The sequence below is a fragment of the Aeoliella straminimaris genome, assembly GCF_024054565.1.
Classification (GTDB): domain Bacteria; phylum Planctomycetota; class Planctomycetia; order Pirellulales; family Lacipirellulaceae; genus Aeoliella; species Aeoliella straminimaris.
Map to the genome: position 1 here is coordinate 234,316 of NZ_JAMXLR010000003.1, position 21,017 is coordinate 255,332.

Annotated in this window: 15 protein-coding genes; 5 read left to right on the top strand and 10 right to left on the bottom strand. The window is 60.8% G+C overall.

Going from position 1 to position 21,017, the window contains the following annotated elements:
• Positions 1–495: 495 nt before the first annotated feature.
• The 3 genes from NG895_RS00890 to NG895_RS00900 all read right to left on the bottom strand — a co-directional run bounded on the left by NG895_RS00890 (position 496) and on the right by NG895_RS00900 (position 5,623).
• Complete coding sequence (locus NG895_RS00890) at positions 496–804, bottom strand: Hpt domain-containing protein (protein ID WP_252850549.1); 309 nt, start codon at positions 802–804, stop codon at positions 496–498.
• A 1,307-nt stretch (positions 805–2,111) separates the two neighbouring features.
• The gene (locus NG895_RS00895; protein WP_252850550.1) at positions 2,112–3,335 is read right to left on the bottom strand and encodes a TlpA family protein disulfide reductase; all 1,224 of its coding nucleotides are present in this window, start codon (positions 3,333–3,335) and stop codon (positions 2,112–2,114) included.
• A 341-nt stretch (positions 3,336–3,676) separates the two neighbouring features.
• Positions 3,677–5,623, bottom strand: coding sequence for an SLC13 family permease (locus tag NG895_RS00900; protein ID WP_252850551.1), 1,947 nt, complete (start codon positions 5,621–5,623; stop codon positions 3,677–3,679).
• Positions 5,624–6,057: 434 nt separating this feature from the next.
• Here NG895_RS00900 and NG895_RS00905 point away from each other — a divergent pair, with 434 nt between their 5' ends.
• A complete protein-coding gene (locus tag NG895_RS00905) occupies positions 6,058–10,161 on the top strand; it encodes a VWA domain-containing protein (protein WP_252850552.1) in 4,104 nt (1,367 codons plus the stop codon).
• 113 nt (positions 10,162–10,274) lie between these two features.
• Here NG895_RS00905 and rph read toward each other — a convergent pair whose 3' ends face one another.
• The 6 genes from rph to ilvN all read right to left on the bottom strand — a co-directional run bounded on the left by rph (position 10,275) and on the right by ilvN (position 16,263).
• Complete coding sequence (gene rph, locus NG895_RS00910; RefSeq protein ID WP_252850553.1) at positions 10,275–10,994, bottom strand: ribonuclease PH; 720 nt, start codon at positions 10,992–10,994, stop codon at positions 10,275–10,277.
• Between the two features lie 279 nt (positions 10,995–11,273).
• Positions 11,274–12,191 carry an ornithine carbamoyltransferase gene (gene argF / locus NG895_RS00915; RefSeq protein ID WP_252850554.1) on the bottom strand — a complete coding sequence of 306 codons (918 nt, stop codon included), beginning with the start codon at positions 12,189–12,191 and terminating at the stop codon, positions 11,274–11,276.
• A gap of 28 nt (positions 12,192–12,219) precedes the next feature.
• A complete protein-coding gene (locus tag NG895_RS00920; RefSeq protein ID WP_252850555.1) occupies positions 12,220–13,419 on the bottom strand; it encodes an aspartate aminotransferase family protein in 1,200 nt (399 codons plus the stop codon).
• 129 nt (positions 13,420–13,548) lie between these two features.
• Complete coding sequence (gene argB, locus NG895_RS00925) at positions 13,549–14,439, bottom strand: acetylglutamate kinase (protein ID WP_252850556.1); 891 nt, start codon at positions 14,437–14,439, stop codon at positions 13,549–13,551.
• A 126-nt stretch (positions 14,440–14,565) separates the two neighbouring features.
• Positions 14,566–15,603 (bottom strand): ketol-acid reductoisomerase, encoded by a 1,038-nt coding sequence (gene ilvC, locus NG895_RS00930; protein ID WP_252850557.1) that lies wholly within the window; start codon positions 15,601–15,603, stop codon positions 14,566–14,568.
• A gap of 123 nt (positions 15,604–15,726) precedes the next feature.
• Positions 15,727–16,263: an acetolactate synthase small subunit gene (ilvN, locus tag NG895_RS00935; protein ID WP_252850558.1), complete on the bottom strand. Its 537-nt coding sequence runs from the start codon at positions 16,261–16,263 to the stop codon at positions 15,727–15,729.
• A gap of 243 nt (positions 16,264–16,506) precedes the next feature.
• On the opposite strand from ilvN, the gene NG895_RS00940 reads away from it, so the two are divergent.
• Together NG895_RS00940 and NG895_RS00945 are read left to right on the top strand one after the other, a co-directional pair.
• Positions 16,507–17,331 (top strand): tetratricopeptide repeat protein, encoded by an 825-nt coding sequence (locus tag NG895_RS00940; protein ID WP_252850559.1) that lies wholly within the window; start codon positions 16,507–16,509, stop codon positions 17,329–17,331.
• Positions 17,332–17,493: 162 nt separating this feature from the next.
• Positions 17,494–17,751 (top strand): hypothetical protein, encoded by a 258-nt coding sequence (locus tag NG895_RS00945; RefSeq protein ID WP_252850560.1) that lies wholly within the window; start codon positions 17,494–17,496, stop codon positions 17,749–17,751.
• A gap of 81 nt (positions 17,752–17,832) precedes the next feature.
• Here NG895_RS00945 and NG895_RS00950 read toward each other — a convergent pair whose 3' ends face one another.
• Positions 17,833–18,375: a GNAT family N-acetyltransferase gene (locus NG895_RS00950; protein WP_252850561.1), complete on the bottom strand. Its 543-nt coding sequence runs from the start codon at positions 18,373–18,375 to the stop codon at positions 17,833–17,835.
• Between the two features lie 561 nt (positions 18,376–18,936).
• Between NG895_RS00950 and NG895_RS00955 the strand changes: the two genes are divergently transcribed.
• Both NG895_RS00955 and NG895_RS00960 read left to right on the top strand, forming a co-directional pair.
• Positions 18,937–20,514, top strand: a complete 1,578-nt coding sequence (locus NG895_RS00955; protein WP_252850562.1) for an amidophosphoribosyltransferase — start codon at positions 18,937–18,939, stop codon at positions 20,512–20,514.
• Positions 20,515–20,521: 7 nt separating this feature from the next.
• The coding region (locus NG895_RS00960; RefSeq protein ID WP_252850563.1) for a zinc-ribbon domain containing protein at positions 20,522–21,017 on the top strand (496 nt) is incomplete at its 3' end.

Consider the following 21,017-nt stretch of genomic DNA (forward strand, 5'->3'; position numbering starts at 1 on the left):
ACAACAAAACACGATGCCTTGCCGATGCTATATCTAATATTGATCAGAGGCTCGTACGAGAAGAAGATCTACCTACGTATGACAGACGGGGAGACCCCTGGCGAAGGTTGGGCATTCATAGTTCCTCACGCATCGGCGATCAAAGTCTCGTATGCCAACATGCCAAAGAGCTTTTTCTTAGGCATGGCGAGTGGTCTCTTGAGGGCCGAGAGATCATAGTGCAGGTAAATGACGCCGCGGATTGGCTATAGCCCGAGTTGATCGCACCGGTGCCACCAGTATCACCACGGATTCGCTGGCGCAAGTGGCTTCACCTTGCCGGCACAGCACTATCGGGAGTTGCTACTACGGGGGCTAGTTTCGATGGTCGCGCAGCTTTAATCCATGGTGCGAATCAGCACACCATCTCTGAGACGTCCCTAAAAGGCCGTGGCCAATGACCAACACATTTGGTTGATCATTGGCCACGAAAGAATTGTCGCACGGCGGGTAGCTTTACTTGGCGCGTACCCGGCTGGCTTGCTGGCTCAATTCGTCGACGGCGGTTTCGAGCTGGTCACCGGTGGTCCGGCGGTCGCGGCACAGGGCTTCGACGCGGCCTGCGTACAGGCACAGGTCGCCGAAACCATAACCTCCGGCGGAGCCCTTCAGTTGATGAGCGGCGCGGCAGAGACCTTCGCGGTCGCCGGCTGCCATCAACTGCTCGATCACCGACATTCTTAGTGGCAGTTCGCCAACAAACAGATCGACCAGCTCGGCAAATTCAGTCCGACGAAGGGTCGAATAAACTGGTTCCTGAATCATCGCAGGGATCCTCTTCTTCCTCTGGATACGGTTGGGAAGTTCGGGCAGCTAAGGCGGGAGTGGTGCGGACCACTTTCAAGTTGCGATCGATTATTCTGCCCCTCACTAATTCGATCGTGCCAAGCAGAGTAGAAAATTCACCGTGAGTGGGGAAGTTCAATTTTTGCTCGGCAATTCGAGGGGTGAATATGTCAAATATGGCGTCCTGTCCAGCAATGGTCGGAAGGTTTCACGCAATCGGCGGTAATCCACGCGCGGGGCATGAACACCCGGTTGAGGGGGATTGGTTCGGCAAACTTACAAGCCGTAGGACACCAAACAGCCTTCCTACCCTCGCAAACCGATACGGATGCTAGCAAGACCCGCACAACCGTCATGGCCGGTGGGCAAACCTGGGCAAATTGCGGAAACAGTTCGGACCAGCAAAGGCCGGCCGGTAGCGTTGTCGATAACGCTGATGGACTAAGTGGCAAGCCTTGCCTCGTTAGGCCGAGAGTAACAACGATCACCCGTCGGCACCAAAGCATTGCGGTGCGACCTGGATCGTTCTCAGCCTCCCTGAGCAGGTGCCGCAAATTGAAGAGTGTGTGTGTTTCCCTCTCCCCCATAAATTTTTTGAGGAGCGTTTGAAATGAAGAGTCGTGCCGTTTTGGCGTCGCTGTTCCTTGGCGCCGCCCTCGTGCTCTCCAGCGCCCAAGACGCCAACGCCTGCTTCGGGTTGTTCGGTCGTGGTTGTTGTGAGCCGAGCTGTGGATGCGAACCGTCGTGTGGTTGTGAGCCGAGCTGCTGCATTGCAGAGCCGACTTGCGGTTGTGAAATGGACTGCTGCGATCCTTGTGGTGCTCGCAAGTGCTGCATCCTTGGCAAGCTGAAGGGTCTGTTCCACCGCAACCGTGGTTGCTGCGACGTGAGCTGCTGTGAGCCGAGCTGCTGTGCTGAACCCACTTGCTGCGCCCCCGAGCCCACCTGCTGCGCTCCCGAGCCCAGCTGCTGTGCCGAGCCTTCTTGCGGTTGCGAGATGGACTGCTGCGATCCTTGCAGCCGTCCGAAGTGCTGCATCCTCGGCAAGCTGCGTGGTTTGTTCCACCGCCACCACGGATGTGGTTGCTGTGAGCCGACTTGCGGTTGCGAGCCCTCTTGCGGTTTCGATGCCGGCTGTGGCTGCATGTAATCGACAGTAGAACGACCAGCCTCACGGCTGGTCGGATCTAGCTTAAAAACAAAAACCACCGCCGGCCCATACCAAGGTCCGGCGGTGGTTTTTTGTTTGGGTACAAGCCAAGTCCTGGGCGAACTTGGTGGAAAGCTTAGCCCGCGGAGGGAGCGTCAGCAGCATCGTTCTGCTGCGTGGCCGCTTTCTCGTCTTGCAGCTTCTTGAGATAAGCCTTCATCATGGCCTCGAACCGAGCCGCCGACGCTGCCGGCAGGTTCGAGGGCGGATTATCAATCGCCTTCTCCTGCATTTCAATGGCTTTGTCCAAATCACCCCTGGCCTGGTACAGGCCCGCCAGGGCGTTGTATACCGTGCCGGCTGCTTCTTCATCGGCGGCCTTTTCTTCAATCAGCGCCGTTACCGCGTCGACCAACTCGGGCTTGAACGAAGCACCCCGTTGCGACTGCTGGGCGATGGTCGCTCCAATGGCAGCTACCTGCGCGAGCTTCATTTCGGACGACTTCTCTTCCAGGCTCGCGATGGCACCTTCGGGATCGTTCGACAGCATCGACAGCAAACGCTGATGCTCGAGCTGGTTGAACAGCATCGGCAAACGCGCCTGCATGTCTTCGGGCAGGTCGAGGCCTTTGATCTCTTCAACCTTGGCGTCATAGGTGTCGTAGTCACCCTGGCGAGCGGCAATGATGGCCGCACGGAAAGCCTTGTCCAGTTGCTGTTGAGCGCGGAACGCCTTGCCGAACGCCTCGCGGTCCCAGCTATCGGTCACCACTTGCTCCAGTGGCTCATCCATCCCCATGGGGTGACCAATCCACTCGACCACTCCGTCCTTACCAACGATGAAGGCACAAGGGATGCCGGTTTGACCGGCCGCGCGGAAGTAGTCGTTCTTCACCGAGCTATCCGGATCGGTGGTCAGGCAATACACGCTGGTCAGTTCGCCATAGGTCTTGGGTGCATCTTCTTCGCCTTCGGCTTCAGCGGACTGCCGAGACTGCATAACGTCGCGTTCCAGGAACTTCTCAACGGTCTCCAAGGGCTCGTCACTCACGCTGACCACGGTCACGCCACGGTCGGCGTAGTGCTGCTGCAGTTCGGCCAGGTGTGGCATGCTGGCGATGCAAGGACCGCACCAAGTGGCCCAGAACTCAACCACGTAGACCTTGCCAGGCTCGAACTCGTTGAATGCTTCGAACTTGCCGTCGCCGGTGCTCACCCAGTGTTCGATGTCGATGGGGGGAGCCATCGATCCAATGGTCATGTCCTCGCTGGACGCTTCAGCTGCTTCTTGAGCAGCAACAGGGTTGGCGAGTAGCCCACCAACTAACATCAATGTGGAGAACAGTAGAATACGGTGCACAGTAGAGCTCCGAGTAAAGGGGAGAATGGGGGAGGGATAGTTTTGCGGGGGCACTCATCCTACCCAGCCGACCAGTCGCGCGTCAAACATCCTACAGGCTCTACAAGCGGCCGAATGGCCGCTGGAACCTGGAAGCTCCGCAGGCCGGTCGACCGAGGTGGCTGGGTGTCCACCAGTCGGCCTGCGCAACTTTCAACCCTGCGCACAATACAGCGCAATCTAACCACCCCAATGGAGGTACAACCAACCCCGAGAGCGCAGAATGAGGATGTTGACTGAAGGGACGATTCGCCAGCACCATGCCAGCCCCCAGCGGGACACTTGGACGCCGCCCCTTGGATTCAAACGGGATGGGCAAAGCCGGCAAACAACGGGATCAGCAGCAACGCGGCGATCCATAGCACCAAGGTGAGTGGTAAACCAACACGCAGGTAATCTGCGGGTCGATAGCCGCCTGGACCCATCACCATCAGATTGGTTTGATAGCCAATCGGGGTGGCAAAGCTCAGTGACGCGGCCAGGGCCACTGCCAGCACAAAGGGCCGCGTTGCGTAGCCACCATCCGGCCCCGCCAGGGCGACTTCCACCGCGATGGGGATCATCATGGCGGCAACCGCCACGTTGGAAATCATCTCGGTAAATAAAGCGGTCACCAGATAGATCAAGGCGAGCAGGACAAACGCCTGCCAATGCTCGCTGATGCCCGCTGCCGCCGTACCATCGACCAGATGATGCGCAATAAACGAGGCCGCGCCGCTCTTCTCCAGGGCCTGCCCCAAGCCGATGGCAGCGGCAATGGTCAGGATTACCTGCAAGTCGATCGCGGAGCGGGCTTCTTCAGTGCTCAAGCAGCGCGTGCCAATCATGAGTACCACGATCGCGAAACCGATGATTGCCTGGGGCTTGTTGGAAAAGACGTTTCCCAACTCCAGATCCCCGCCAAACACGCCGGCGATCGTGAGCCACAGGATCATCACGGCAAATAGCACACCAGCCACCAACGCCCGATCGTGACGACGGGCGGAAGTCTCGCCCACCGGACTGACCAGGTAGAAGTCGCGACTGTTGCGGTAGGCCTCGACAAACTCGGCATGCGTTTGCAGCAGCAGTGTGTCGCCGGGCTCCAGTCGAATGCTGCCGATCTTGTTGGTCAGCCGTTCGCCGTTGCGGTGCACGGCCACGATCGCGGCATTGTATCGCTGGCGAAAGTTGGCCTCGCGGACGCTGCGGCCAATCAACGGCGAAGTGCGCGATAACACGGCCTCGGTAAGTCGTCGCAGTGTCCGCTGGGCGGGATGAAACTCGTAGGTCATATCGGCCGCTGGCACCAAGCCGGGAATCCGTTCCAGGTCGGCGATGGTTTGCACCACTCCCGTGAACACCATGCGGTCGCCAGCGCGAATCATATCGGCTGGCGTCACCGGAGTAATGATCTCTTCGTCGCGAGAAATCTCGATCAAAAACAGCCCTGGCAGATTTCGCAGGCCCGCTTGTTGCACCGTTCTTCCCACCAGCGGGCATTCGGGCTGCACGAGCATCTCCAACAGGTACTCGCGGCGACGGTCGCCCAGTTCCTGAATTAGCTCGGTGCGATTGGGCAGCAGCTTGGGGGCAATCAGCAGCACGTAGGCCGCCCCGGCCAGGGCGATGGGCACACCCACGGCGGTGATGTCGAAGAAGGCCAACTCCTGAACCGGCGGATCGGCCACGCCTTGCTCGATCATGATATTACGCATTTCCGACAGCTTGGCGTTCACCACTAGCGTGGTGCTGGTGCCAATCAGCGTGCAGACCCCACCCACAATGGTCAGGTAGCTCAAGGGCAAGAGGATCCGCGACGGCGATACGTTCCGCTGTCGGCACCAGTCGAGAACCACCGGCAGGAACATGGCGACCAGCGGTGTATTGAGCACAAAGGCCGACACCGGCACCACCGTTAGCGCGAGCCGCCGCAGCGCGGACTGCTCGGTTTCGGCATTACCCAGAACTTGGGTCCCCACCCAATCCAGGGCGCCGGTGCTCCGCAGACCGGCGGCCGCGGCGAAAAGCGCGGCGATAAACAACACTGCCGGACTGGCGAATCCCTGCAACGCCTCGCGAGGATTAATCACCCCAGCCAGCGTCACCCCTACCAAAGCGGTAAGAAACAACAATTCAATTGGCACCCGGCGGAGCCAAACCAGGCCGACAAACACCAGCAGCACGACCCCCAGCGCAATCTTACCGTCGAGCGACAGCTCGATCGGCGCGGCAGCGGCAGTGCCCAGGGCCAGCAAAAGGGGCGTCATTGAGAATGATCACAAAATCGCTAAAGTAAAAGGCAGCAACGACTTGCGTCCAGTGTACTTGGCAACTCACGGTTTGTGCAGATGGATTCGCCCGGCCGCGGCCATTTCCGAGCCCCGCCACCCGAGCGAAGGTCGCAAGAACCAACGCGGCATCACGCAAGGGGCAATAATTGCGGCCGTCCCAACGGAACCCAGTGCAGGAGCTCGCGTCTGGTTTCCGGACGACCGGTAAAATCGGCACCGACTGCCACCGATTTTGAGGGCGAAACTTATGGCAGGCCGGGGCCGCGGCGAATACACTGTAAGAAGTCCCTTTTGGCCGCACGGCCAAGATACATAATAACTTAGGCAAATTGCGCGGCCGTAGTCTCCCGAGCTCCGGGAGTCGGAACAGGCGGCCGCTTCCGTAAAAGGTACCTACTCGGAGTACCCCGATGACGACTTTTATGAACACTGGCAAGCTCGTTCTTTCTACGGCGATAATCGTCGGGGCGGCCTTCGCATCACCGCTTCTGGCCGACGAGGCACGGCTGGAGACTTTTGCCGCCGAAAACGGGCAGACCTTCTTCGCTTTGACGGTTCCACCGATCGAAGCCACAAAGCCTGCTCCCCGCGACGTGGTGGTGCTCGTCGACACGTCGGCCAGTCAGTCCGGTTTCTACCGCGACACGGCTATCGCCGCGCTGGAGAAATGCATTGCAGGACTCAACCCAGCCGACCGCGTGCAAGTGGTGGCCGTGGACCTGGAAGCCCGCCCAATGAACGACTCCCTGGCTGGTAAAGGCGATTCGTCCGTTTCCAGCGCCGTGGAGAAGATTCGCCGCGAGCCGCCACTCGGCTCCACCGACATGGAACTGGCCCTTACCAGTGCTGCGGACATGTTCGATGCCGATTCGAATCGTGCCCGCACCGTGGTCTACATCGGCGATGGCATGAGCCCTGCCAATCTGATGCAAGCCGACGCGTTCGGCAAGCTGGTCACCGACCTTCGCAAGCAGAACATTTCGGTCAACAGTTTCGCCGTTGGCCCCCAACGCGATTTGGAACTGCTGGCATCGCTGGCCAACCAAACGGGCGGCAATCTGTACGTTGACGAGAAGATGACCTGGCCCAACACCGCAGAAGGCATCACCACCGAGCGGGCCTTGGAAGAAAACCGCCGCCGCGGCGGGGTGGCCGGCAAGGCGCTCGCCAACTGGGTACACGCCGACGTGGTGTTCCCCACAACTACCGACTGGCCCGCCGAGTTTGCGGCCGCCTATCCCAAGCAACTGCTGCCGGTCCGGAGCGATCGCGAAACCATCGTGGTCGGCCAACTGGCCGATGAGGTCGAAACTGCCAACCTGACGGCCCAAGCCGGCAACCAGGAGCTGAGCTGGACGGTAAAGAAATCTCCGGCCACCAGCGAGCTATCGTTCCTGCCTCAATTGGTAGAAAATGCCGAGCGTACCGACGGCGTGGCACTCACCACCCTGGGCACCCGCGGCCTGCAGGAAACGGGCCGGATGCTGCTGGCCAGTGTGGACGAACTGACCAACCTGGCCGAGCGGGCCGCCGTGATGGGCGACCGCGAAAATGCCGGACGCATCATCCAGACCGTGCTTCGTCGCGATCCGGGCAATCCCCGGGCCAAGACCGTACAGGCCTTGATCCAGAAGGGTGCCCCCGTCCCGGCACAGCAACCTTCGCAGCCCAACACTGGTGCTTCGAACGATAGCGACCTGAACCTGGTTCGCATTGCCCAGGCTGGCGAAGTCGTTCCTCCTCCGCCCTCCGGTGGCATGATCGTCGGACCGCAAAGCGGCGAGTTCATCAATGGTGTCCCCGCCCGCGATGCCGTGGTCGATGGTTCGTTCCTCACCGAAGTCGAGCGTCAGAATCGCATCTTCTCGGAGATGTTGGAGAAGGAAGTCGAACTGGCTGTTTCCCAAGCTCGCGACAACATGCGTTCGAATCCCGAGTTGGCTTCGCAGAACCTGAAGCTGGTGCTGGAGAACATTCGCCAATCTCCGCAGTTAATCCCCGAGGTTCGCAGTCAACTGATCGACCGCCTGCAGACCGTGTTGCAGGAAACCGCGCGGGCGTCGGTGATCGACGCCGAACTGCGTCAGCAAGCCGAAGAGCGTGCCGCCGCAGCGCGGGAACGCCGCCTGATCAACGATCGCCTGACGCGTCAGGTCGAAAAGGAAAAGCAACTGGTCCAGCGCATGAACGCCCTGATGGACGAGCATCGCTACGCGGAAGCGGAAGAGGTTGCCCAGATCCTCTATGAAGTCGATCCCGACGGCGTGACTCCTGTCGTGGCGGAGCTCAACGCCCGCTTCGATCGGCATCACTATCTGCAAGACATCACTCGCGAACGACGGCACCGCGCATTCTGGGACACCTTGTTCCAGGTGGAACTGTCGGGCATTCCGCAACCGGACGAACCACCGATTATTTATCCGGATGCCGATGTGTGGGAAGAGCTCACGAATCGACGCGAGAAGTACAAGGCGGTTGACCTGGCTGGCCAGGACGGTGCCGAGCAGCGGATCACCAAAGCCCTGTCCGACCCGTTGAACAGTCTGGGCCTCGAATTCCAGTCCGCTCCTCTGTCGGAAGTAGTGAACTTCCTTCGGGACGAATACAACATCGAAGTGCAGATCGACTTGCAGGCCCTCGACGACCTGGGCCTGTCGCCTGATGAGCCAATCGATGTGAACCTGCGTAACATCTCGCTCCGTTCGGCGCTCCGCATCATGCTTCGCCAGTTGGAACTGACTTACGTCATCTCCGACGAAGTGCTGCTGATTACCACCGAAGAAGAAGCCCTGACTCGCTTGCAAGTCAAAGTCTACCCGGTGGCCGACCTGGTACTGCCGATCGAAACGCCCAACGCGGGCGGCGGTATGATGGGTGGCGGCATGGGCGGCGGTATGATGGGTGGCGGCATGGGCGGCGGCATGATGGGCGGTGGCGGCATGGGCGGCGGTATGATGGGTGGCGGCATGGGCGGCGGTATGATGGGTGGCGGTGGTGCGTTCAGCGTCGCCGACAACCAGGCCCCTGCAGCCGAGGCAACCGCAGAAGCAACCGAGCCTGTCGAAACCCAAGCAACCGAGGCTTCCTCGGCCAGCACCAGCAAGTCCGAGCCGGCCTCGGTAACCATCGACGAGAGCGTCTCGCCAGAGCTGTTTTGGGATGGCTACTTTGGCGCTGCAGTTCGCGAGCCGGCTGCGGTTCGTGGTGAGGTTCGTGACCTGATGAAGAAGGGTCGTTACGACCATGTCACGGCGCTGATCCAATCGGCACTGCGTCATGGTCAACCTCAGCCCTGGATGTACGAAGCCTTGGGCATTGCCATGCGGATGGACAATCGCGACAAGGCCGATATCGAACGAGCCATCATGTCGGCTGCCGACTTCAGCCGCTCGGCCGACGAGTTGATGTACATCGCTCAATATATGTCGCAACTCGATATGAACGAGCGAGCCCTGCAGCTTTATCAGCAAGTCGTGAAAGTCGATTCGCTCCGCAGCGAAGCTTACGCCCTGGGCCTGCGAGCCGCACAGCGGGTGGACGACCTGGATGGCATCCGCTGGGCATGCGTTGGCATCCTGCAGCAGGCCTGGCCGGCCGAGCAGGAAGTCATCAGCGAAACCGCCTGGCAGGTCGCCGCCGCCACGATCGAAAAGATGGCCAAGGCCGGTCGGGCTGACGAAGCACGTGCCTTCCGCAATGAGCTCAGCAAGGCCATCGAACGGGACTGCGTCATTCGCGTTTCCTGGACGGGCGATGCCGATGTCGACCTGAGCGTCGAAGAGCCGAGCGGTTCGGTCTGCTCGTCAGCCGATCCCCGCTCTGCTGGCGGTGGTGTTAACATGGGCGATGTGTTCACCGGCGTGGAGAAAAATTCGAACACCGGCGTGCTGAGCGAAACCTACGTCTGCCCCCGCGGCTTCACCGGTACTTACCGGGCGAAGATCTCTCCGGTATGGGGTGAGGTGACCGCCGGCAAGGTGACCATCGATGTCTTCCAGCACTTTAATACCGATCAGGTCGAGCAAAAAACCAAGGTGCTCGAACTCGGTAAGGATGGCGCTCTGGTCGAGGTCCAACTCGAAAAGGGTCGACGCACCGAACCTCTGGAAGCCCAGCACATTGCTCGCGCCATCGAGCGACAGGAAGCCGTCAGCCGGGCGGTGCTCGCCCAACAACTGGATGCGGTTTCCGATCCGCGGGCTCTGCCGCGACGTGCCATCGATCCTCGCGATGCCCGAATGCGTCGGCGACTCCTGGGTGGCGGCAACGGAGCCGTTGGCTTCCAGCCAGTGGTGACGGCCCTGCCCGAAGGTACGAACTTCATGGCCACGGGCGTCGTATCGGCCGACCGTCGTTACGTCCGCATCACCTCGGTACCGTTCTTCTCGACCATCGGCGACGTGGCGACCTTCACGTTTGCTGGTGTAGCGAACGACGACCAGGGTAACGACAATAACGACGATAACAATAACAATAACAACAACAACAATAACAACAATAACAACAACAACTAATCTCGACTCGTTCCAGGACGAGCCTCGCTGAGCCCCCCCAAGAGCCCCGACCACGTTTGGCCGGGGCTCTTTTAGTTGTTGCTTGTCGTTTTATGCGTGGGAGACACGACACGCTACGCACCATTGAGCGACTGTTGTTGCTTCTCCGTGAGCTGCTGGATACCGGCCTCGGCGGCGCGCAACAACCCTTGCAACTCTTCGCCGGTAAAGGTGCCTCCTTCGCCAGTGCCCTGCACTTCGATGAACTTCCCGCTGCCGGTCATGACGACATTCATATCCACCTCGGCCGCAGAATCTTCCGAGTAGTCGAGATCCAGTAGCACCCGGCCGCCCACCACGCCGGCACTCACAGCCGCCACCGAATCCACCAACGGCCAAGTGCCCTCGGGCGAGAGGTCTTCGCACGACAGCAGGGCGTCGTACAGCGCTACATAAGCCCCGGTGATGCTGGCGGTGCGGGTCCCTCCATCTGCCTTTAGAACATCGCAATCAACCGTCACCATCCGTTCTCCTAAACGTTGCTGGTCGACCACCGCCCGCAAGCTCCGTCCGATCAACCGTTGAATCTCGGTGGTGCGACCGTCGACCTTCTTGCGGTCACGAGGTTTGCGCGGCGAGGTGCTGCCTGGCAGCATATTGTATTCGGCCGTGACCCAGCCCTTCCCCTTGCCGGCCATCCAAGGTGGCACGTCGTCCGAAACGCTGGCGGTGCAGAGCACCACGGTGTTGCCGGCCGAGACCAAGACGCTGCCGGGAGCGTTGGCGGCAAAGCCGCGCTGAAACATTACGGGGCGAAGCTCGTCGGCCGTGCGGCCATCGTTGCGTGTAGGCATGGAGTTGTGAGAACTTTGAAGTTGAGATGACAGGGGACACGTATGGCACGCCCATCCTAGCACCTAACGCCGGGTGGCTAAAACCTCCCTGGGCCGAAGAGCCGCTCAGGCTCCCGCGAGCTACCTGCCGCAGCGATGGGAGAGATACTGCGTTCGCAAGTCGATGTGACCTGCCAAAGGGCGAGGATTGGGACTCAAGCAAGTCCATGCAACACGGCGATGAAAGCCACGGCGATGAGCACCGCCGCTGCTGCGCAACCACTTTGCTTCAGTCCAGCCCTAGGCCTGGCTGCCCATGAGCCACACGAGGATGCCCTTCTGCACGTGCATTCGATTGCCGGCTTGGGGAACCACAATGCTTGCCGGGCTGTCGATCACTTCGTCGGTGACTTCCTCGCCACGTTTGGCGGGCAGGCAGTGCATGAAGACGGCCCCCTTGGGAGCGGCGGCCATCAGTTCTGCATTCACCTGGTAGTCGGCAAAGTCCTTCTTGCGCTGCGCCTGCTCCGATTCCTGTCCCATGCTGGCCCATACGTCGGTGTAGATGGCATCCGCATCGGCCACCGCTTCCTTGGGATCGGTGGTGTTCGTGACGTCCGCGTCGGGCGATGACTGCTTGAGTTTGGTGAGAAAATCCTCTGGCAACTCGTACCCGGCGGGGGCGCAGACACTCAACGACATGCCCAACTTGGCACACCCGCGTGCGAGGCTCACCGCCACGTTGTTTCCGTCTCCCACCCAGGCCAGTTTGCGACCTTTCAGACTGCCCACGTGCTCGCGGAGCGTATAGAGGTCCGCCAGGGCCTGGCAGGGGTGCGACTGGTCGGTCAATCCGTTGACGACGGCCGCCTTGGAGTACTTGGCCACCTCCTCCACGGTGCTGTGCTTCTTGGAACGCACGACAATTACGTCGACCATTTCGCTGAGCACGCGAGTAAAGTCGGCAATGCTCTCCCGCTTGCCGAACCCGGCGTCGTCGCCCAACAGGATGCTGCCACCGCCCAGGTGAGTCATGCACGCCTCGAAGCTGACGCGGGTTCTAAGCGATTGCTTCTCGAACAACAGGGCCATCATCCGCCCGGGCAGGATGGGTTCGCGAACGCCGGCCTGAAACTTGGTTTTCAGGTCTTCGGTAATCGCGTAGATCGTCTCGATCTCGGCGGCGGAAACGTCTTCAAGGGTGATCAAATGTCGCATGGCAATTCCATGATTGAGCAGAACGCAGCTAATTCAGATTTCGCAGCACGTCGACCAGGATATCGCATCCTTCGTCTACTTCTGCGTCGGTAAGCGTCATGGCGGGCAGCAAACGAATCACGGTGCCTTGGGTGGCATTGAGCAGCAGCCCTTTTTCCATGCAGTCGCCCACCACGCTGGTGGCGTCGACGGTCAGTTCCAGGCCGATCATCAGGCCCCGCACGCGTAGTTCCTTGGCAAACTCGAGTTCTTCGACCAGCGGAGCCAGCCGCGCGGTGAACCGCTCGCCAAGTTCCTTGGTGCGGGCGAGCAACCCTTCGCGTTCGATGGTCTCGATCGTGGCGATACCGGCCCGGGCGGCAATCGGGTTGCCACCGAACGTGGCGGCATGCATGCCGGGTCGCATGCTGGGGGCAATCTCGGCGGTGGTCATCACCGCGGCGCCAGCTATGCCACCGCAGACACTCTTGGCCAGAGTCATGATGTCGGGCGTAACACCAAAATTCTGATAAGCAAACCACTCGCCCGTCCGCCCACTGCCGGCCTGCACCTCGTCGAACACCAGCAGCAGGTTGTGCTCGTCGGCCAGTTTGCGGAGCCCTTCGAGAAACCCAGCAGGCGGAATGCGGATGCCGCCCTCGCCTTGAATCGGCTCGACCAGGATACCGGCGGTCTGATCGTCGATCAGGTCGCTGACAGCCTGGAGGTCGCCAAACGGTGCGTAGTCGAACCCTGGCAGCATCGGCTCCAGACCTTCGTGGTACTTGGGCTGCGCCGTGGCGGAGACGGCGCCAAACGTACGGCCGTGAAAGCCACCTTCGAAGGTGATGATCTTATATTTCTCGGGGGGCGTGTGCAGACGTACGAGCTTGATGGCGGCTTCGTTGGCCTCGGCGCCGGAGTTACAGAAGAAGGCCTTGCCACCGAAGCTTCGTTCGCTCAGCAGCCTGGCCCACTCGCCTTGCGATTCGAAGTGCCAGGTATTGGGCACGTGAATCAGTTTGGCCACCTGCTCCTGCACCGCTTCGACCACGGCCGGCGGACAGTGGCCCAACAGATTGCAGCCCCAGCCGGGAAAAAAGTCAAGGTACCGCCGCCCTTGATCGTCCCACACCCAGGACCCCTCGCCACGCACCAACGACACCGGAAACCGGCGGTAGTTGGGCACCACGTACCGCTCGAACAACTCAAGAGTGGCAGGCGACATGCTGGTGGATGAGGTGGACACGGATCGAAAACTCCGGAAGGTAAGGTAGGACATAGCCGGATTCCCCAGAACTCGGATCTTTCACTCCGCATCCAAATCCGGGCTAATTCGACTACTGGGTATGAGCACAAGCGACCATTGGCGGTTCACCTAAATCTCCGACACGATCTCGGTGCCGATGCCGCGGTTGGTGTAGATTTCCAGCAGCAGCGAGTGGCGGAGCCGGCCGTCGATAATGTGGATCTTCTGGACGCCTTTACTGAGCGTTTCCAGGCAGGCTTCCACTTTGGGAATCATGCCCGACTCGATAACGCCACGCTGGATCAACTCCTTGGCCGAGTCGGCCGTCAGGGTGTGAATCAGCGACTCGGGGTCGTCCTTGTTCAAGCGTACGCCATTCACGTCGCTCAGGAATATCAGCTTCTCGGCGCCCATAGCCTGGGCCACTGCCATGGCGGCCGTGTCGGCATTCACATTCAGTAGTTGTCCATCCTTGGTTTTGCACACCGAAGGAATTACCGGCACCTGGCCCGCGTAACAGAGGTTGTCGAGCGTATCGCGGTCGACATCGGTAACCTGCCCGACGAAACCCAGATCGACTTCAGTGCCATCCTCGCCGGCGAGCGTGAGTTTCTCACCAAACAGCACGTTGTTGTCGGTTTCGCCGTTGGGGTTCAGCGGCATGGCGCGACCGCCAAACTCCTCGATCCGCTGGGCGATCATCTCGTTGACGTCACCCGCCAGCACGCGGCAAACGATATCCAATGTAGCCTGGTCGGTGTAGCGGCGGCCCTGGATGAAGTTGGGCTCCAGCTTCGCCTCGGCCATGGCCCGCGAGATGGCGGCCCCGCCACCATGGACGACAATCGGTCGCATGCCGACGGTTTCCATAAACACGATATCGACCAGCAGATGCCGCAGCGCGTCGGCATCCTCCATCACGCTGCCCCCGAGCTTGATCACGGTGATGCTATCGCGGAAGCGACGGATCCACCCCATCGCCTCGATCAGGGTATCGGCTTTTTCAATCGCTTCTTGCACAAAAGTGCTCCGCGGGCAGATAGGCAAAGGGTTAGATGGTTTGCCGTTGGAAAAAAGGGAAAGTAGAACACCGAAAGCGACATGACGCCCTACTGCGGCGTTCGCCTTTCCCCGTTTGCCGTTTGATTAGACTTCCTTCTCGTCGATCCAGCTCATCATGCGGCGCAGCTCACGGCCAACTTGCTCGACGGGATGGTTCCGCTCGCGGCGGCGGGTGGCCTTGAAGCCAGGGGCCCCTGCCTTGTTTTCCAGGATCCAGTTACGGGCGAAGGTGCCGTTCTGGATTTCGTCGAGCACCTTCTTCATTTCCTTCTTGGTCTCGTCGGTCACGATCCGCGGACCAGTGCTGTAGTCGCCGTACTCGGCGGTGTTGCTGACGCTGTACCGCATGTAGTTCAGGCCACCCTGGTAGAACAGGTCGACGATCAACTTTACCTCGTGCATGCACTCGAAGTAGGCCATTTCGGGTTGGTAGCCGGCCTCGACCAAGGTGTCGAAGCCCGCCTTGATCAGCTCGCTCAAACCACCGCACAAAACGGCTTGCTCACCAAACAGGTCGGTTTCAGTCTCTTCGGCAAACGTCGTGCGAATCACGCCACCGCGGGTACCACCGTTGCCCTTGGCGTAGGCCATGCCCACTTTGAACACGTTCGACGACTCGTCGGACATGTCGTCGTCGCTAGCGGCACTGCCGGCGACGCGGGTGGCGATAAGCGACGGAACACCGCCACCGGCGACAAACTCGCTCCGGACCAGATGGCCCGGTCCCTTGGGCGCGACGAGCAGCAGATCGACCCCCTTGGGCGGTTCGATCAGACCGAAGTGGACGTTGAATCCATGCGAGCACATCAGGATGTTGCCCGGCTCCAGGTTGTCGCGGATGTCGTTCTTGTAGACGTCGGCTTGTACCTCATCCGGCAGCAAAATGTTCACCACGTCGCCCTGCTTGGCGGCCTCGGCGGCCGAAACGGGCTCGAACCCGTGCGACTTCGCCAGTTCATAGTTGGCCCCGCCAGGTCGTTGGCCTACGACGACGTTTACGCCACTGTCGCGAAGATTCTGGGCGTGAGCGTGACCTTGAGAACCGTAACCGATGATGGCGACAGTCTTACCCTTGAGGTGAGCCATATCGGCGTCGGCGTCGTAATAAACTTTGGCTGGCATAGTTGTGACGGGGGAGTAAGTGAATAGGTGACTGGGTACAAAACCGCGACCCGTGGTCGCGGTGATTCGATACGCGTTGCGCGACCAACGGTCGCGGCTTTGTTTTCTCTGCAGGCCTCGTGGCTACTCGGCCTTTTTCATCGTGCCGACAGCGGGGCGAATGTTGCCAGAACGCTGTGGACGGTCGATCGAGCGGACCATGGCAATTCGGCCGGTACGGACAAGCTCGGTGATTCCGAAGGGCCGCATCAGATCGATAAACGCCTCGATCTTCCGCTCCTGGCCCGAAATCTCGATGATCACCTGCTCTGGCGAGACATCCACGATGCGGCCGCGGAATATATTGGTCAGTTCGCGGATTTCGGGGCGGTCGTCGCCCCGCGCCTCGACCTTGATGAGCATCAGGTCACGCTCGACGAAGTCCTTGGCGCTCACATCGGTCACGCGGACGACCGTTACGATCTTCTCCAGCTGCTTGCGAACCTGCTCCAGGACGCTGTCGTCGCCTACGACGACAAAGGTCATTCGAGAAAGTTGGGGGTCTTCGGTTTCGCCCACAGCGAGGCTATCGATGTTGTAGCCGCGCGATGCCAGCATGCCGGCCACGTTAGACAGCACGCCCGGGACGTTTTGGACCACGGCAGACAGGACGTGACGCATGGAAGTCTCGGTTTTTTAAGGAAAATCAAGAGAATCTACGAGTGTATCGAGCCCCGGCACGGACCGCAACCGGCGGGCGTTCCGCCGGCCAACAGACCGGCCCTGGGGGCGGACCACGCCACTAGGACTGCGGGACTGCCAGCAGGTTCGGCCCGGTTGCCCGCATGCGGGCGGCCGGCATTGTCCCGCGGGGCGCCGCCTGCTATCATCCGCCGCCCTTTTCTGCCGCTTTTCCACATGTACATGAACCGTTACTCCAAAATCCTGCTGCCCTTTGCCGCCTCGGCCATGGTGCTGACGACGGGCTGCGTCAGTTGGCGGTCGCTGCAACCGGTGCCCCCCTCAGTGGCGGCGGGGCGTCGGCTGGCCCGGCAGGGCGTGGCAGCCATTGAAGTCGATCAGTGGGCCGAGGCCGAGCGCCTGCTGAGCGAAGCCGTGGAGAAGGCCCCCGAGGATCCTGAGGCTCAAAGGTACCTGGCCGAGGCCCTCTGGCGACGGGGCGCCCAAGACGAAGCCATGCAGCACATGGCGATAGCCGCCGAGTTCGACCGCCACGACGCCTCGACGGCCGTTCGCGCCGGCGAAATGCTGCTGGCCACTGGCGATCCCAAGCGGGCCATTCGTCAGGCCGATCGGGCAATTCGCCTGAACAATGGCCTGGCCACGGCCTGGACGCTTCGCGGCCGAGCCCACGCCGCCGACGGCGAACTGGACCGGGCCCTGGCCGATATGCAGCGAGCCCTGCTGTTGTCGCCCAACGACGCCGAGGTGTTGCTCGATTCGGCACGGCTCTATCACGATCGCGGGCAAGCCCAGCGGTGCCTGGCAACGCTGCATCGGCTGCGTGACACCACGCCGCCGGAGGAGCGAATGCCGGAAATCCTGCAACTGGAAGCCGAGACCTATCTGGCCCTCAGCCGGCCGCAGATTGCCGCTGAACGAGTAGCCCAGGCGATCGAATTGTCGGGCCCCACCGACCAACTGGCCGGCCTGCGCGCCCAAACGCAACAGGCATTGGGCCTGGAGGTCAGCAGCCTGCCGCCGAGTCCGGGCTCGCGTCGTCAGTAAACCGGCACAATCGTTACAGCCGGAAGCGGCCTTCCGAATCGCCGCTACCTGCGAGAATGCGGAGCTAGCCGCGCTTACGGGTGACCTAGGCTTTTATTGCCTAGCGATGTCCTCTACCACACGACTGTTGTTCGCCTCGCCCCTCCGCGAAAGGCCCAAGATATGGATTCCTCGACCCTGACCGTTCCGACGACTGCCACCGAACTGGAAAGCCCCTTTATCGATCGTCGCAGCAGTACCCCGCGCGGCGACGCACCGGTTCGCGAACGCCGTCAGTTTACGAACAGCCACTCGGAACTCTCGCCCGAAGCTGCCGAACTGGCGCGTGCCATCGACGAATACAAAGCCCGCCACCGCCGCCGGTTTATCAACTACGAAGAGGTCTTGGGCGTGGTCAAGGCGCTCGGATACGCGAAGTAGCCACCGGCTGCCGACCTGAAACTCTAACACGAAACGAGCCTCGGGCACCTTCATGCCCCGGGGCTCGTGGTTTGCGCGGACTCAAATTCCCGCGGGGCGGCTGACGCCGTACCGGAGCATGTCCTGGCGATGCCGGCCCAGCGCCGGCAGCACCGAGTGGTGGCGATCGATTCCGATGTACCGCAGCCCAATCTTCTCGAGCACACGGGCCGAGCGCAGATGTTCGACGTGGCACACGGCTTCCAATCGCTCGACTCCCGGCAGCGACCAGACGAGCGGCACCACGGCTTGGGCGGCCTCGGTCGTGTTACCCTGCCCCCACAGTTCTTCGGCCAGGCAATAGCCCAGGGCGGCCCGATTGCCCTGAAGGACCACACCAATCGAACCGCCGACCTTGCGTTGCGCGCGGTGCTCGATCAGCCAGGTAAACTGCTCTCCACGCCGCATCGACTCCTCGAGCATCTGCAGGAACCGCTCCGCATCGGCCAGCGAGCGGTGCGTCGGCCAACACAGGTAACGAGTTACGCGAGGGTTGCTGGCGTAATTCTCAAAAATGGACCGGGCATCGGCCATCGTCGGCCGCCGCAGTATCAGCCGCTGGGTTTCGATTCGATCGGGGAGCATACCGCACCTCCAGGTCAGTCGAGAGTGTCGGTAGGACCGGTTTCCCGCTGTTTGGGTTCGCCAGTCCCACCTTCGATTTCTCTCTTTCCCGCTGGGCGCAGCTCCCACCATGCCCCCGGCCCTGCTTGTGCTCGCCAAGCTGCCACCAGCTTCGCTGGGGGCGATGCTCAAGGAATGGAAACCGCTCGATCGCTTCCGCATCGGGCGACCTGTGATACTCGGGGTCGAACAGACTCGGCCGAGGTGAAGACGGAACTGAAATGACCGGAACCGCAGCTATTCGACCTTACTCACACACGCGGCCTGGGGGGACGATCGGCGGTCGCTAGTCGCCGCCGTACGATAGAGTGCGTTGTAATCGGTAGGCTCAGTGTTTCTCGATACCATCCGACGTCAACGCGTTCGGCTGTCCCCATGATTCGACGTAATGTGAAGTTTAGTCGGTTGAGGAGTTGTCAGGCAATTTCTACAATGACAGCAGCGAAGCTCTCAGGCCGCCCCGCGGGCGGTGGCCGGCATTCGTTTGCGCCCCCGCCTCCCCGTCAGGAAGCCACAGTCTCGATGAGCGACCTACGCCACGAATGCGGCATCGCCGCGATTTATCACCTTCCGTCGGCGGAGCCGAGTCGTCTGTGTCCCCAGCAGGGACCGGAGGCCATCTCGCGATTGATGCCCCGGATGCTGCTGGACATCCAGAACCGCGGTCAGCTCTCCGCCGGGATGACTAGCTACTCGCCCACACGGTCGCAGATCATCGATACCTACCGCGAACTGGGCAGCGTGGCCGAGGTGTTTCGCCTCAGCCATCGCGGCAAAGCCGAAGCGCTGATGCAACAGTACGAGGGTCGCGCTGCCATCGGCCACGTCCGCTACGCCACGTGCGGCGAGGAAGATCGCAGCTACGCCCAACCGTTCGAACGGCATCATCTGCAGAAACGTAAGTGGTTCAGCTTCGGCTTCAACGGTCAATTGGCCAACTATGCCGAATTGCGACAGGCTCTGTTGGCAGACGACGATCACCATCTGGCGCGGACCACCGACACCGAAATCATGATGCATGAGATCAGCCGCGAGATGTCGGGCGAGTTGCGCCCATCGCTCGTGGAGATCATGCACAACGTGTCGCAAAAGTTCGACGGCGCGTATAGTGTCGCCCTGGTCAACGCCTTGGGCGAGATGATGGTCGCCCGCGATCCGCTCGGTATCAAGCCGGTGAGCTATGCCATCGAAGGCCCCTTGTTCGCCGCGGCGAGCGAAAGCGTGGCCCTACTAAACCTTGGCTTCGAACCCGCGAACATCCACTCCCTCGAGCCGGGCACGATGGTCACCATCGTCGACAACGAAATCAAGATCGAACGCTTCGCCGACAGCCCGCGACGGGCGCATTGCTTCTTCGAGTGGATCTACTTTGCCAACGTGGCCAGCAACATCGACGATCGCAGCGTTTATCTTTCGCGCAAGACGCTGGGCGAGGAACTCGCCAAGCTGGAGACGATACCGATTGACGAAGATACAATCGTGGTGCCGGTGCCCGACACCAGCAAAGGCGCTGCCGACGCAATGGCCTATCAACTCGGCGTGCCAAGCGTCGAGGGGCTGATTCGCAACCGCTACTCAGGCCGCACCTTTATCGAAGGGGGCGCCGGCCGTAAGGACAAGGCGGCCGCCAAGTACACGCCGCTTCGCGAAGTGCTCGAAGGCAAGCGAATTCTGCTGGTCGAAGACTCGATCGTCCGCTCCACCACCATGCGGGTACTGATCGACAAGATTCGCGAAGTGGGACACGCCCGCGAGATCCACGTCCGCGTGGCTTGCCCCCCGATCATCGCTCCTTGCTTCTACGGCATCGATATGTCGACCATCAGCGAGCTGTTCGCACCCGAGTTCATGACGCCCGGCCGCGAGCCCGAAGCGGCCTACACCGACATGGCTCGCGAACTGGGAGCCGACTCGCTCCGCTACCTGCCGTTAGAGTCGATCGCCCGGGCGGTGAATCGCCCCCAATCCGACCTCTGCCAGGCCTGCATCACCGGCGAGTACCCCACGGACGCCGGCCAAAAGCTGTACGACATCGCCGTAACGAACGACGCCAGCGGCACGAACATCCGTGCGTATGAGAGTGCGGAAGCTCAGGTGTGAGACTATCATGCCAAAGAAGGGGCGACGAACAGTCGAGCGAGAGAACGTTCTGCATCCCCGATATGGCACCGCACCAATCGAGTCGGCTTACAACGTTCCCTACGACCAGATTGTCGAAGGCTATTGGCAGTACCGGCACGAACACCTCTATCCCCAGACGGCAATTCCCGCTGATCTCTCGAAGCAGAACTTCTCGACCTTCCCGCGCGAGTACTACGTCGACATCCAAAAGACGTGCCGGGAGTGCGGACGGCCGTTCATTTTCTTCGCTCGCGAGCAGCAGTTCTGGTACGAAGAGCTTGGGCTCTACATCGATGTCGACTGTGTTGCGTGTTACGAGTGCCGTAAGGAAGAACGCCTCGCAAAACGGCATCGAGAGGTCTTTTCGAAGTATATCAACAATCTGCCCACCAACTGTCGTGAGTTGACTGCGTTACTCGAAAGTGGCGTTTATCTTTGGCAGAAGAAGGAACTGCAGAACGTCCACACGTTGCGGCGACTAA

Excerpts from the sequence above, each read along its gene's own strand:
- NG895_RS00890 (WP_252850549.1), bottom strand. The coding sequence starts at position 804 with ATGATTCAGGAACCAGTTTATTCGACCCTTCGTCGGACTGAATTTGCC.
- NG895_RS00900 (WP_252850551.1), bottom strand. The coding sequence starts at position 5,623 with ATGACGCCCCTTTTGCTGGCCCTGGGCACTGCCGCTGCCGCGCCGATC.
- NG895_RS00905 (WP_252850552.1), top strand. The coding sequence starts at position 6,058 with ATGACGACTTTTATGAACACTGGCAAGCTCGTTCTTTCTACGGCGATA.
- rph (WP_252850553.1), bottom strand. The coding sequence starts at position 10,994 with ATGCCTACACGCAACGATGGCCGCACGGCCGACGAGCTTCGCCCCGTA.
- argF (WP_252850554.1), bottom strand. The coding sequence starts at position 12,191 with ATGCGACATTTGATCACCCTTGAAGACGTTTCCGCCGCCGAGATCGAG.
- ilvC (WP_252850557.1), bottom strand. The coding sequence starts at position 15,603 with ATGCCAGCCAAAGTTTATTACGACGCCGACGCCGATATGGCTCACCTC.
- ilvN (WP_252850558.1), bottom strand. The coding sequence starts at position 16,263 with ATGCGTCACGTCCTGTCTGCCGTGGTCCAAAACGTCCCGGGCGTGCTG.
- NG895_RS00940 (WP_252850559.1), top strand. The coding sequence starts at position 16,507 with ATGAACCGTTACTCCAAAATCCTGCTGCCCTTTGCCGCCTCGGCCATG.
- NG895_RS00945 (WP_252850560.1), top strand. The coding sequence starts at position 17,494 with ATGGATTCCTCGACCCTGACCGTTCCGACGACTGCCACCGAACTGGAA.
- NG895_RS00950 (WP_252850561.1), bottom strand. The coding sequence starts at position 18,375 with ATGCTCCCCGATCGAATCGAAACCCAGCGGCTGATACTGCGGCGGCCG.
- NG895_RS00955 (WP_252850562.1), top strand. The coding sequence starts at position 18,937 with ATGAGCGACCTACGCCACGAATGCGGCATCGCCGCGATTTATCACCTT.